Origin of the sequence: Streptomyces sp. NPDC060031 (assembly GCF_042736805.1) — a bacterium.
Taxonomy (GTDB): domain Bacteria; phylum Actinomycetota; class Actinomycetes; order Streptomycetales; family Streptomycetaceae; genus Streptomyces.
On the sequence record NZ_JBHWVM010000019.1, the window covers coordinates 88,147 to 100,338 of the forward strand.

Annotated in this window: 12 protein-coding genes and 1 tRNA gene; 6 read left to right on the forward strand and 7 right to left on the reverse strand. The window is 71.0% G+C overall.

Annotated features, from left to right (window positions below; genetic code table 11):
* The first annotated feature begins 33 nt into the window (after positions 1-33).
* Positions 34-1,200, forward strand: coding sequence for an aminotransferase class V-fold PLP-dependent enzyme (locus ACFWB8_RS11555; protein ID WP_385224708.1), 1,167 nt, complete (start codon positions 34-36; stop codon positions 1,198-1,200).
* Here ACFWB8_RS11555 and cobF read toward each other — a convergent pair.
* A complete protein-coding gene (gene cobF, locus ACFWB8_RS11560) occupies positions 1,187-1,939 on the reverse strand; it encodes a precorrin-6A synthase (deacetylating) (protein ID WP_385224710.1) in 753 nt (250 codons plus the stop codon). The genes ACFWB8_RS11555 and cobF overlap by 14 nt on opposite strands.
* A gap of 18 nt (positions 1,940-1,957) precedes the next feature.
* On the opposite strand from cobF, the gene ACFWB8_RS11565 reads away from it, so the two are divergent.
* Genes ACFWB8_RS11565 through ACFWB8_RS11580 form a run of 4 tightly spaced genes read left to right on the forward strand, consistent with a single transcriptional unit; the run spans position 1,958 to position 5,244 of the window.
* Positions 1,958-2,722, forward strand: a complete 765-nt coding sequence (locus tag ACFWB8_RS11565) for a (Fe-S)-binding protein (protein WP_385224712.1) — start codon at positions 1,958-1,960, stop codon at positions 2,720-2,722.
* Positions 2,719-4,212 (forward strand): lactate utilization protein B, encoded by a 1,494-nt coding sequence (locus tag ACFWB8_RS11570; protein WP_385224714.1) that lies wholly within the window; start codon positions 2,719-2,721, stop codon positions 4,210-4,212. The genes ACFWB8_RS11565 and ACFWB8_RS11570 overlap by 4 nt, the downstream gene beginning before the upstream one ends.
* Positions 4,209-4,844, forward strand: coding sequence for a lactate utilization protein C (locus tag ACFWB8_RS11575; RefSeq protein ID WP_385224716.1), 636 nt, complete (start codon positions 4,209-4,211; stop codon positions 4,842-4,844). The genes ACFWB8_RS11570 and ACFWB8_RS11575 overlap by 4 nt, the downstream gene beginning before the upstream one ends.
* Before the next feature lie 4 nt (positions 4,845-4,848).
* On the forward strand, positions 4,849-5,244 hold the full coding sequence (locus tag ACFWB8_RS11580) for a VOC family protein (protein WP_385224718.1): 396 nt from the start codon (positions 4,849-4,851) through the stop codon (positions 5,242-5,244).
* On the opposite strand, the gene ACFWB8_RS11585 is transcribed toward ACFWB8_RS11580, so the two are convergent.
* A complete protein-coding gene (locus ACFWB8_RS11585; protein WP_385224720.1) occupies positions 5,241-5,729 on the reverse strand; it encodes a DUF309 domain-containing protein in 489 nt (162 codons plus the stop codon). The genes ACFWB8_RS11580 and ACFWB8_RS11585 overlap by 4 nt on opposite strands.
* A gap of 108 nt (positions 5,730-5,837) precedes the next feature.
* Here ACFWB8_RS11585 and ACFWB8_RS11590 point away from each other — a divergent pair.
* Positions 5,838-5,914: transfer RNA gene (locus ACFWB8_RS11590), tRNA-Pro, on the forward strand.
* A gap of 31 nt (positions 5,915-5,945) precedes the next feature.
* Here ACFWB8_RS11590 and xerC (ACFWB8_RS11595) read toward each other — a convergent pair.
* From xerC (ACFWB8_RS11595) to xerC (ACFWB8_RS11615), 5 genes are all read right to left on the reverse strand, one after another.
* On the reverse strand, positions 5,946-7,214 hold the full coding sequence (gene xerC, locus ACFWB8_RS11595) for a tyrosine recombinase XerC (protein ID WP_385224722.1): 1,269 nt from the start codon (positions 7,212-7,214) through the stop codon (positions 5,946-5,948).
* Positions 7,215-7,390: 176 nt separating this feature from the next.
* Positions 7,391-8,605, reverse strand: coding sequence for a cytochrome P450 (locus ACFWB8_RS11600; protein ID WP_385224724.1), 1,215 nt, complete (start codon positions 8,603-8,605; stop codon positions 7,391-7,393).
* A gap of 6 nt (positions 8,606-8,611) precedes the next feature.
* On the reverse strand, positions 8,612-10,009 hold the full coding sequence (locus ACFWB8_RS11605) for an NAD(P)/FAD-dependent oxidoreductase (protein WP_385224726.1): 1,398 nt from the start codon (positions 10,007-10,009) through the stop codon (positions 8,612-8,614).
* Positions 10,006-10,233 (reverse strand): ferredoxin, encoded by a 228-nt coding sequence (locus ACFWB8_RS11610; RefSeq protein WP_385224728.1) that lies wholly within the window; start codon positions 10,231-10,233, stop codon positions 10,006-10,008. The genes ACFWB8_RS11605 and ACFWB8_RS11610 overlap by 4 nt, the downstream gene beginning before the upstream one ends.
* A gap of 1,042 nt (positions 10,234-11,275) precedes the next feature.
* Positions 11,276-11,971: a tyrosine recombinase XerC gene (gene xerC, locus ACFWB8_RS11615; RefSeq protein ID WP_385224730.1), complete on the reverse strand. Its 696-nt coding sequence runs from the start codon at positions 11,969-11,971 to the stop codon at positions 11,276-11,278.
* Positions 11,972-12,192: the final 221 nt, after the last annotated feature.

The following is a 12,192-nucleotide window of genomic DNA, read 5'->3' on the forward strand; positions in this document are numbered from 1 at the left end:
AGTGACAACCGCGCCGCACCCCCGGAGGTCCACTTGAGCGAGTCCCTACGTACTGCTGCTGCCCGCTACCCGGCCGAATTCCCCGGCGGGCGGGCCCTGTTCCGGCTCGATCCCGACATCGCCCACCTCAACCACGGCTCCTTCGGTGCCGTACCGCTGCCCGTGCAGGAGATACAGGCCGAGTTGTGCGCGCAGGCGCACGCCGACCCCGACAGCTTCTTCATCGGAGTCCCGGAACGGCTCGCGCAAGCCCGGGGGCAGATCGCCGTGCGGCTGGGCGCCGACCCGGACGGGCTCGCGTTCATCGCCAACGCCACCGAAGGCGCCAACCTCGCCCTCGACGCCATCCCCCTCGCCGACGGCGACGAGATCCTGGTCACCGACCACGGCTACGGCACCGTCGTCGCGGCCGCCGCCCGCCGCGCGCCCGTCACCACCGTCGCCCTGGACCCGCTCCTGCCCGACGAGGACGCCGTACGGGAAACCGTGCTGGCCGGACTCACCCCGAGGACGCGGGTCGCCGTACTCGACCACATCAGCTCGCCCACCGCCCGGGTCATCGCCTCGCCGCGGCTCCTCGCCGACCTCGCCGACCGGGGCATCACCACCGTCGTCGACGGCGCCCACGCCCCCGGCATGATCGCCGACCCGCTCGCCGGCGGCGCCGACTTCTGGTTCGGAAACCTCCACAAATGGGGCTACGCCCCGCCCGGCAGCGCCCTCCTGGCCGTCGCCCCGGAGCAGCGCGGCCGCATCCGGCCGCTCGTACCCTCCTGGGAGGACGAGCACGGCTTCCCGCGGTCCGTCGAGAACCGCGCCACCACCGACTACACCGGCTGGCTCGCCGCCCCCGCGGGCCTGGACCTGCTCGACCGGCTCGGCGCCGCCGAGGTCCGGGCCCACAACAGCGCGCTGGCCGCCTACGGCGCGGACCTGCTCGCCGAGATCCCCGGGCTGACCCCGCTCCCGTACACCGACGGGCTCGCCATGCGCACTCTGCGGCTGCCGCCCGGCGTCGCCGAGACCCACGCGGCCGCCCGCGTCCTGCGCGAGGAGCTCGCGGCGCGGCTGCGGATCCGGGTGCTGATCTGGCCGTGGCCGGGCGGCGGCGGGATCCGGATCTGCGCGCAGGTCTACAACCGCGCCGAGGAGTACGAGCGCCTCGCCGCGGCCTTCGGGGAGTACGTCAGCCGCGCCTGAGCAGGTACGTGTCCATGATCCAGCCCTTGCGGGCGCGGGCCTCGGTGCGCAGTTCCTCGATGCGGCCGGCGACCTCCGCCAGCTTGCCCGAGACCAGGATCTCGTCCGGGGTGCCGACGTAGGCCCCCCAGTAGATGTAGAGGTCCTGGTCGAGGTGGGCGGTGAAGGCGTGCCGCGCGTCCAGCATCACCACCACGTCGTCCACGTCCTGCGGCCAGCCCGCCGCGAGCCGCCGCCCGGTGGTGATCTGGACCGGGCGCCCGACCCGGTTCAGGTTCGTGCGGTGCCGGGCCAGCAGCGAGGAAATGCTGCTGATGCCGGGCACCACCTCGTGCTCGAAGGCGACGCGGCCGTGCTCCAGCACCTCGTCGAGGATCGCGAGCGTGGAGTCGTAGAGGGACGGGTCGCCCCAGACCAGGAACGCCCCGGTCTCGCCCTCGGCCAGGTCCTCGGCGATGAACCGCTCGAAGATCTCGGCCCGCGCGCTGCGCCAGCCGTCCACGGTCGGGGCGTAGTCGTCCGGGGTCCGGTCCCGGTCCGGGTCACGGCCCTCCACCAGCCGGTGGCCGGGGCGGGCGTGCGCGTCGAGCATCGCGCGCCGCAGCCCGGTCAGATCCGCCTTCTCCTCACCCTTCTCCAGAATGAGGAATGCGTCCGCCGCGCCGATCGCCTTGACCGCCTGGAGGGTCAGGTGGTCCGGGTCGCCCGCGCCTATGCCGATCACTGAGAACTTCTTCACGGCGCTATTGTGCCCGTCATGCGCGTCGCCCTGTTCGTCACCTGCGTCAACGACGCGCTGTACCCGCGGACCGGCGTCGCCGTCGTACGTCTGCTGGAGCGCCTCGGGGTGGAGGTGGACTTCCCGGCGGCCCAGGGCTGCTGCGGACAGCCGCACTACAACACGGGCTACCGGCACGAGGCGGAGCCCCTGCTGCGGCGCACCGCCGAGGCCTTCGCCGGGTACGCGCACGTGGTCACCCCGTCCGGCTCCTGCGCGGCGATGCTCCGCGAGCACTACCCGCGGATGGGGCGCAGGGCGGAGGCCGAGGGGCGGGGCGGCGCACTGACCGCCCTGGCCGAGGACCTCGCCCCGCGGGTGTACGAGCTGACCGAGTTCCTGGTCGACGTGCTCGGCGTGGTCGACGTCGGCGCGCACTTCCCGCACCGCGTCACCTACCACCCCTCCTGCCACGGCCTGCGCGGCCTCGGGCTCGGGGACCGGCCGCGGCGGCTGCTGGCCGCGGTGGGCGGCCTGGAACTGGTCGAACTGCCCGGGGCCGAGGAATGCTGCGGCTTCGGCGGGACCTTCGCCGTCAAGAACCCGGACGTGTCGGCCGCGATGGGCACCGACAAGATCGACAACGCGGCGGGCACCGGCGCCTCCGTGCTGTGCGGGGCCGACAACTCCTGCCTCGTCCACCTGGACGGCATCCTGCGCCGGACGGGACCGACGGGAGCCCCGCTGCGGGCGCTGCACCTCGCCGAGATCCTGGCGTCGACCGAGGAGGAACCGCTGCGATGACGGACAGGGGAGCCACAGGAACCGCGGGAACCCATCTGGGCATGCCGGCCTTCCCCGCGGCGGCGCGGGAGGCCGTACGGAACGACGTACTGCGCGCCAACCTCCGCCGCGCCACGCACACCATCCGGGACAAGCGGGCCCGCGCCGTCGCGGAGCTGGCGGACTGGGACCGGCTGCGCGCCGCCGGCAAGGCGGTCAAGGACCATGCGCTGCGTCACCTCGACCGGTACCTGGTGCAGTTGGAGGAGTCCGTCACCGCGGCGGGCGGTACCGTCCACTGGGCCGTCGACGCCGACGAGGCCAACCGCATCGTGACCGGGCTGGTCCTGGCCACCGGTGAGCGGGAGGTGGTCAAGGTCAAGTCCATGGCCACTCAGGAGATCGGGCTCAACGAGGCCCTCGAAGCCGCCGGGATCGCCGCCTACGAGACCGATCTCGCTGAGCTGATCGTGCAGTTGGGCCACGACCGGCCCTCGCACATCCTGGTCCCGGCCATCCACCGCAACCGCGGCGAGATCCGCGACATCTTCCGCGCGGAGATGGGTGGTTGGGGACGGCCCGCGCCGCAGGAGCTCGGCGACGACCCGCGCGAACTGGCCGAGGCGGCCCGCCTCCACCTGCGCGAGAAGTTCCTGCGCGCCAAAGTCGCCGTGTCCGGCGCCAACTTCATGGTCGCCGAGACCGGCACCCTGGTCGTCTTCGAGTCCGAGGGCAACGGGCGGATGTGCCTGACCCTGCCCGAGACGCTCATCTCGGTGGTGGGCATCGAAAAGGTGGTGCCCACCTTCCGCGACCTGGAGATCTTCCTCCAGACCCTGCCGCGCTCCTCCACGGCCGAGCGGATGAACCCGTACACGACCATGTGGACGGGCACCACCGACGGCGACGGCCCCACCGCCTTCCACCTCGTCCTCCTCGACAACGGCCGCACCGACACCCTCGCCGACGAGGTCGGCCGCCAGGCCCTGCGCTGCATCCGCTGCTCCGCCTGCCTGAACGTCTGCCCCGTCTACGAACGCGCCGGCGGCCACGCCTACGGCTCCGTCTACCCCGGCCCCATCGGCGCCATCCTCAGCCCCCAACTGCGCGGCACCGCGAGCGGGATCGACGCCTCGCTGCCCTACGCCTCCACCCTGTGCGGGGCCTGCTACGAGGTCTGCCCGGTCGCCATCGACATCCCCGAGGTACTCGTGCACCTGCGCGAACGGGTGGCCCAGGGCGGCCCGGCGACCCGCGAAGGCGTCCGGGTCCGCATCCGCCCCGCGCGCGGGCACGCCGCCGAGCGCTACGCCATGCGCGCGGCCCGCCTCGTGCTGGACCACCCGGGCGCGCTGCGCGCGGGGGAGCGGCTGCTGACCCGGGCCCGGCGGTTTCGCCCGCGCCGGCTGCCGGGGCCGGGGCGGGCGTGGACCGATAGCCGCGAGCTGCCGGACATCCCGGCGGAATCCTTCCGCGACTGGTGGGCGCGAGAGCGGGGCACGGGCCGATGAGCAGCAAGGACCGCATCCTGGGCCGCATCCGCCGGGCGGTGGCGGAGCCGACCGGCCCCGACCCGGAGATCCCCCGGGACTACCTCCGGGTCCACGGCCTGCGCACCCCGGCCGAGACCGCCGACCTCCTCGCCGCGAACCTGTCCGAATACCGGGCGAGGGTCCACCGCGCCCGCGAGGACGGCCTCGCGCTCCTGCTCGCACGGCTCCTGGCCGAGCGGGGCGCGCGGACGGTGCTCGTCCCGCCCGGGCTGCCCCCGCACTGGCTGAGCGCGGCCGACCCGGTCCGGGTCCACGACCGCGCGGGCGCCACCCCGTACGAACTGGACGCCGTGGACAGTGTGGTGACCGGCTGCGCCCTGGCCATCGCCGAGACCGGCACCATCGTCCTCGACGGCGGTCCGGCGCAGGGCCGCCGCCGCATCACCCTTGTCCCCGACCACCACATCTGCGTGGTCCGCGTCCCGGACCAGGTGGTGGACTCCGTACCGCAGGCCCTGCCGCTGCTCGACCCGACGCGCCCGCTGACCTGGATCTCCGGCCCCTCCGCCACCAGCGACATCGAACTCGACCGGGTGGAGGGCGTCCACGGCCCCCGCACCCTGGAGGTCGTACTCCTCGGCGCACAATAGGGTCATGCCCTCCCACATCGCCCTCACCGCCCTGGTCGTCAACGACTACGACGAGGCTATCGACTTCTACACCCGCGCCCTCGGCTTCGACCTCGCCGAGGACACCGCCCGCCCGGACGGCTCCCGCTGGGTCGTCGTCCGCCCGCCGGGCGCGAAGGAGAGCGCGCTGCTGCTGGCCCGCGCCAAGGACGACGCCCAGCGCTCCCGGGTCGGCGACCAGACCGGCGGCCGGGTCGGCTTCTTCCTCTACACCGCCGACTTCGCGGCCGACCACGCCCGCATGACCGCCGAGGGCGTCCGCTTCCTGGAGGAGCCGCGCCACGAGACGTACGGCTCGGTCGCGGTCTTCGAGGACCTGTACGGCAACCGCTGGGACCTCCTCCAGCCCGCCGCCTCCTAGAGGGCCAACCTGGGGGCCTCCGCCGCCGCCTCGACCGCCGCGCCCTCGTCCACCCGCTGGGCCAGCTCTCCGGCCCAGCGGATCAGCCCCGGTACGTCGATCCCGTACGCCGACGCGAGGCCCGCGGCCACCGTGTCCGCCCCGGCCAGCGCACCGGCCCCGCGCCGCAACAGCCGCGCCCCGCCGACCGCGTTCCCGCGCGCGGCGTGCGTCAGCCCGACCGCGAGCTGCGCGAGGCCGCGCCACAGCGGGGCCGCCTCCTCGGGCCCGGACTTCCAGGCGTCCTCGAACACCTCGTGCGCGTGGAACGGCATCCCGGCGTCCAGCAGCCGCTGCGCCTGCGCCACGCTCTCGCCGGGCGACCGCACCACCCCCTCGGGCTGCCGCTCCACCCCGGGAGCCCCGTACGGCAGCGGCCGCCCCAGCCCGTCCCTGGGCCGCGCACTGCGCGCCCGCCCCTCACCGTCCCGATCCCGTGCGTTCACCCCCTCATCCTGCCCCGCCCCGATTACCGGTGCATGCACACCCCTCTGCGTGGGGTAATGTTCTGCATGTGCCGCCGGGACGGGGGAAACCCCAGATCAGAAGCACATCGGGACGTGGCGCAGCTTGGTAGCGCACTTGACTGGGGGTCAAGGGGTCGCAGGTTCAAATCCTGTCGTCCCGACCAGCGTTTACGCAGGTCGGAGGCCGTTCTCTCACTAATGAGAGGACGGCCTTTCGTGCGTCCGGAGCCATGGTGGTCGCAGTGTGGTCGCACGTCCAGTCTGTGGTCGGGCGGCCGTAGCGCTGAAGGCCGGCGGCGCGGGGGAGCGGAGTCGGCGGACAGCCTCGCGGAGCCGGTGGATGTGGTCGCGTGGTGGTCGCAGCCACGCCGCACGGCCCGTTGGGTGGCTGGCCTTCTCGGCTCCGGTGAGCGTGTGGTCGATGATGTCGACGGCTTCTCGGGCTGCCTGCTGGGTGAGGTGGCTGTAGATGTTGGCGGTGGTCGACAGGGTGGAGTGCCGCAGCGTCTTGGAGACCACGGTCAGCGGCACGCCCGCGGTGATGGTGATGGTCGCGGCCAGATGACGCAGGTCGTGGACCGTGATCCTGGGGACGCCGGCTTCGGCGGAGAGTCGGCGGAGCCGGTCCAGAACCTGGTGTGGTCCGAGCGGTCGGCCGTCGGGTCGGCAGAAGACGAGTCCGGCGAACGGGTCGTCGGGATCTCCGCGTGTTCGGGGCGTTGTTTGTGCACGGTGCCGGAGGGCGGTGGCGACGCGGGGTGAGATGGCGACCCAGCCGCGGCTCGACCGGGTCTTCGGCGTCGTGATGACCAGCCGGTTGTTGTCGATCGCGGAGAGGGTGCAGCGCACGTAGAGCACACCTTCCGTCAGGTGGACGTCGTCCCAGTGGAGGCCAAGCGCTTCGCCCTTGCGCATGCCGGTGCCGATGAGTACCTCGAACAGGTCGGCCATCTCGGGATCTGCCTGACGGCAGTACGCGAGGAAGCGGGCGGCCTCCTTTGCCGTCCAGATGCGTCGTTCCGGCGCCGGCGGTCGCGGTAGGACGGCGGGACTGGCCGGGTTGTGGGGGAGGCGGTGTTGGCGGACCGCGTCGCCGAGAGCGCTGGAGAGGGTGGCCAGGCATCGGTAGAGGGTGGTCTTGCCGCGGCCGGCGGCGAGCTGGTCGAGCTTGAGGGTGCCGAACGCGGGGACGAGGTCGTTGTGAACGTAGTCGCGGTACCGGGCCATCGTTGTCGGCTTCAGCACGAGGGCCTTTGCCGCCGGCCATGAGTCGAGGTAGTCGGCGACGGTCTGGTTGGGGTCCGCGTCGAACCCGCCGGCCTCGCCTTCGAGGAACTGGTGGAGCGCGGTCTCAGCGGCGTCGTGGTCGACGAAGCCGCCCCGGCGGATGGTCGTCCGCCGACGGGCTGGGCTGGGGACGTCGACAGCGAAGGTCCAGGTGCCGTGCTCACTGTTGGTGAGCACGTGAGGGCAGTGTGCGCCGAGCTGGTGGCGGTGGGGGTCCCTGCAGCCGCAGCGGCGATAGACACGTTCGCGGCCGACGGTGGAAGGCATAGGTGGTCCGGATCTTGGTTTCCTTAGGGCGGTGGGGAAGGGACGGTGGCCTGCCGTTTCGCCGACCAGGCTGGCGCCGCCGACCGTCAACCCTGCTCGATGTGCAGATGAATCGGACCTCGGAGGACCGGGCTGGGCCGGTACGGCGGTGGGTCGGCGACCAGTCTGGGCCGGTCCAGGCGGCGTACCAGCTCGGTCAGCGCGATCTGGGTCTCCAGCCGGGCCATCGGGCCGCCGAAGCACAGGTGGATGCCGCTGCCGAACCCGAGGTGCTGGTTGTCCTGCCGGTCGGGGTCGAAGCGGTCGGGTTCGTGGAATCGGTCGGGATCGCGGCTGCCCGAGGCGAGCATGAGCATGATCTGCGAGCCCTCGGGGATGACGGTGTCGGCGATGGTGATGTCGCTGTAGGCCGCCCGCCAGGGAATGATGTGCACGGGGGGCTCGTAGCGCAGCAGTTCCTCGACCAGCGGCGCGATCAGGTCCGGTTCGTCGCGCAGCCGCTGCAGGATCTCCGGGTGGCGCAGCAGGGTCAGCATGCCGTTGGCGATGAGGTTGACGGTGGTCTCGTGGCCGGCGATGAGCAACAGGTGGGCGGTGCTGACGATTTCCTCGTCGGTCATCCGCCCGTCGGGCCCGTCATCGGTGGCCAGCCGTGACAGCAGGTCGTCGCCGGGCCGGTCGTGGCGTGGTTCCAGCAGTCCGCCGAGGTACTGCTCCATGTCCTTGTTGGCCTGCAGGCCGTTGTCCAGTTTCTCCTGCGGGTCGGTTTTGGGGTTGTAGTCGAGCGAGTCGATGATGGCGTTCACCCACTGGTGGAACCGTGGTTCGTCCTCGTGTGGCACGCCGAGCAGGTGGCAGATCACGCTGACGGGGAACGGGTAGGCGAAGTCGTCGACGACGTCGATCTGCTGTTTGCCCGCGAAGTCGTCGATCAGGCCGCTGACGATGGCGGTCAGGTCGGGTCGCATGCCGTCCACCAGCCCCGGGGTGTGCGGGGGGCCGAAGTGGCGCATGGCCAGGCGCCGCATGCGGTCGTGCTCGGGCGGGTCGGTGTTGATGAACGTCGGCGTGGTGCGTCCCTTGGCCGCGGCCATCGGCCGCACCAGGTTGCGGACGTCGGAACTCAGGTGCGGGTCGTGCAGTATGCCCATGATCTCGCGGTAGGTGCTGATGACGTAGCTGCCGTCTTCCTGCAGGGCCACCGGGGTCTTGCGCAGTTCGGCGTACAGCGGGTACGGGTCGGCCCGGGTGGAATAGTCGAGGATCCGGTGCAGGATGTCGGGCGTCTCGGTCGTGGTCATGTCGTTCTACCTCCGACGGTTGTGCCGCACGGCTGTGACGCGCCGTTCTGCCGGGTCATGGCCGGTGACGACCACCGTGGCGCCCGCAGCGAGCAGGGTGGGGCCGGGGAAGTCGACGGGCACCGGTTTCGCGTCGGCGGGCTGGTCCGGCGTGGGGCAGGGCGGCGGGAAGGGCGCGGCCGTCTCGATCAGCTGCCGGTAGTGGTCCAGCCACTTCGCGTTGTTGAAGCTGACTGCGGCGGTGACGCGGCCTTGGTAGCCGTATGCGGCGACGAAACGGTGGTCGGACACTGATCCCTGGGTGATGACGACCTCGTCGGCGAAGGTCGGCACACCGACGGACTTGATGTTGACGCCGAACTGGATCGACCAGAATGCCGGGATGGACAGGTGGGGCCAGCGGTCCGCCTGGGCGCTGACCATGTTGTGCGCCGCGACTTCGGCTTGCTCCACGGCGTTGGCCCAGTGCTCCAGTGAGAGGAGCCGGTACTCGTAGATCGGGTTCGGGCAGCGTGCCACGTCTCCGGCGACGAAGATGTTGTCGGTGACCAGGCCGTTGATGTCGAGGGCGCGGCAACCGGCGTCGCAGGCGATTCCCCATATGCCTGCCGCCAGTCCTGAGTCCTTCAGCCACTCGGTGTTGCGGATGCCGCCGAGCGCCACCACCGCCACGTCGGCGTCGATCGTGCTGCCGTCGGCGAAGTGAGCGCGGCGGAAGTGCCCCTGTGCGTCGCCCTCCAGTTGGGTGACCTTGGCACCGCAGCGCAGGTCGACACCGTGAGCGCGCTGCATGCCCGCCGCGACCTCACCGATCATGGCGCCGAGCGCCCCGACCAGCGGGGACGGCCCGAGCTCGGCGACGGTCACCGGGATGTCCCGCTCGCGGCAGATGGAGGCGATCTCGGAGCCGGTGAAGCCCGCACCGATGACCAGTACGCGGGACGGACCGGCGGCGATGGCCCGTTGCAGGCTCTCGGCGTGCTCGCGCGTGCGGACGACGAACACGCCGTCCAGGGCCGCCTCGGTCTCGACGAACCAGGGCCGGGCTCGTACCCCGGTGGAGATCAGCACTCGGTCGAAGGGAATCTCGCGGCCGTCGGCGAGATGCACGCGGTTGGCCGCCATGTCCAGCCCGCTGGCGGGCACGCCCAGAAGCCACTCCGCGTCGATTTCACGACGGCGTGGCAGCGTGGTGCCTCCGGCCGGCACCCACCCGGTCAGCACCTGCTTGGACAGCGGGGGCCGGTCATAGGGCTCGCCCAGCTCGTCACCGATCATCGTCAACGACCCGGTGAACCCTTCATTGCGCAGAGCCTCCGCGGCCCGCAGTCCCGCAAGTGACGCCCCCACGATCACGATGCGGCCGTCACGCTTGAACCCCTGCAGGGTGTCGGCGCCGGTCATGAGCGCGACGCCTCCGTCGGTGCGTCCCGCTCCTCCAACTGGTCGACCAGAATGGCCTGGAGCGGGCAGGCTGCCGCGGCGCGCATCACCTGCTCGCGCTGGGCGTCGTCGGGGGTCGGGTCATACATCAGCGCTTCCTCGCCATGCATCCGAAAAGCGTCCGGGGCCAGGAACGCGCACTGCGCATACCCTTGGCATCGGGAAAGATCTACGACAACTCTCATCTCGGCCCTCCATTTCAGGGCCTGCAGAGCTGCGGGCCCTGAGGCGGCGCCACGGCGGCGGGCATACCGCCAGGCAGCCTTCGGTACAGGGAATTCGGCCGCTGCCCAGCCTTCGAATGCGGGGATGACACGCCCGCTCGGCAAAGCTCTCCATAGGTACGAGTGATCGTTACGAATAGCGCAAGCAGGTCTGAAACATCGCCCGGAGAGCTTGCCCTTCCACCGAACAGCCTATCGCGCGCGCACAGGAATCGCCCGCCCGGACACGGATGGGCGGGCGTCGGCCCCGCGAAGAAGGCCATCCCGGGTGTCGTGGCAGCGTCAGCACACCGTTGGCGATCAGAAGCCACCGGCCGGCCTGCGTCGTGACCGTTCGTCTCTCGACCATATCGGCACGCTGAGGTCTGCCCGCTCACCCGGCAATCGCACCGCGTTCCGGCTGAACGGCAGGAACCGAAGTGTCTCCCTGGGCTGTCCACCGGGCGCAGTCCCGCACCAGGTCCGGCCGCCCGTGCGCCAAGCGAAAGCCCAGGGCGTGCGGGGCCCGCCCAATCCGTCCGAACCTCCCGAGTGGCGCCTCGGGGTGACGACTGGTTGGGGACCAGTTGGGGACCAGCGCCGGCGCCCGCAGGTGCACGGCACGTGCATCCATGCACGTTCCCCGCCCTCAAATAGCGCTGGATGTCCTGATTATTGCCCTGGCGCAGCCATCTGGGGGTCAAGGGGTCGCAGGTTCAAATCCTGTCGTCCCGACTCGAAAGAGTCGCAGGTCAGGGGCCGTTTTGGAGCAATCCAAAACGGCCCTTTGATCGTTTTTGGGGGACCAGTTGGGGACCAGGGCGGCCACTGCGGGTCAGACGGCGGTAACGGCCGTGACTGGCAGCGAACGAGGTGCACGGAGCGCCATGAGGTGCGCAGACCGCGCGGCACCAGCTGCGGTGATCTGGCCGGCGTCGGGGCGCAGGTAGCGCTGAGTGGTGGTCAGCGAGCCGTGTCCGGCGATCTTGCGTAGGACGTGGAGCGGCACGCCGGCGTCGGCGAATCAGGTCAGTCCGGTGTGGCGCAGGTCGTGCCGTCGGAGGTGTTCGAAGCCGAGCTCCGTGACGACGTCGTCCCAATGAGTGGCGTCGCGCAGGACCGCAGTGGAGATGCGACCGCCGCGCGGTCCGAAGAAGATCCGGGCATCGGGGTCATTGCCGACGGCCAGCAGCCGCTGGGCAACCATCGGCCGTACTTCCTCGATGAGGGGTACCTTGCGGGCCCGCTTGCCCTTGGTGCCCTTGTCGACCAGCCCGCCCGGGGCAGGGATGGTCTGTCGGCGTACGGTCCAGATCCAGCTGTCGGTGTCGATGTCCTTGACGCGGACTCCGGAAACCTCGCCGATGCGGGCTGCCGTGGAGGCCGTGAATGTGACGACGTCACCCCAACCCGTGTATTCACCATGCGAGCGGGCCACCAGGGCTTTGGCGAGGGCCTGGAGAGTCTCCCAGTCGGGCAGGGCGAGCGCACGCGGGTCGTTGAGTTCGTCCTCGACCAACTGGTACTGCCGTTGCCAGCCGCTGACCCGGGCAGGGTTGACCTTGATGAGCCCGTCTCGGACAGCCTGCTCCATCACGCGAACGAGGACGGCGATGGTGTTCTTGACGGTGGAACGGCTCTGCTCGTCAGCGATCCACCGGTAGACGGTGCGGTCCACTGCACCGTTGGTGATCATCCGTACCGGGAGATGCTCGGGCACCTCCTTGTCGATCCTGATCAGGGACTTCTTGAACTCGACCGCCCGGTCGGCAGGACCGGCTGGGACCGGTCCAGGGCCTGGATCTGGGACTTCTCGTCCACCGAGAACACCACCGCACCCTCGGGCCAGGGGCGTTTCAAAGTCGCGGTGCTTATGTAGACCGGCTGGTCAGGGGATGTTCAGCAGGTCCAGTGGTCGGTTGAAGGGGTCGTAGGAGACGT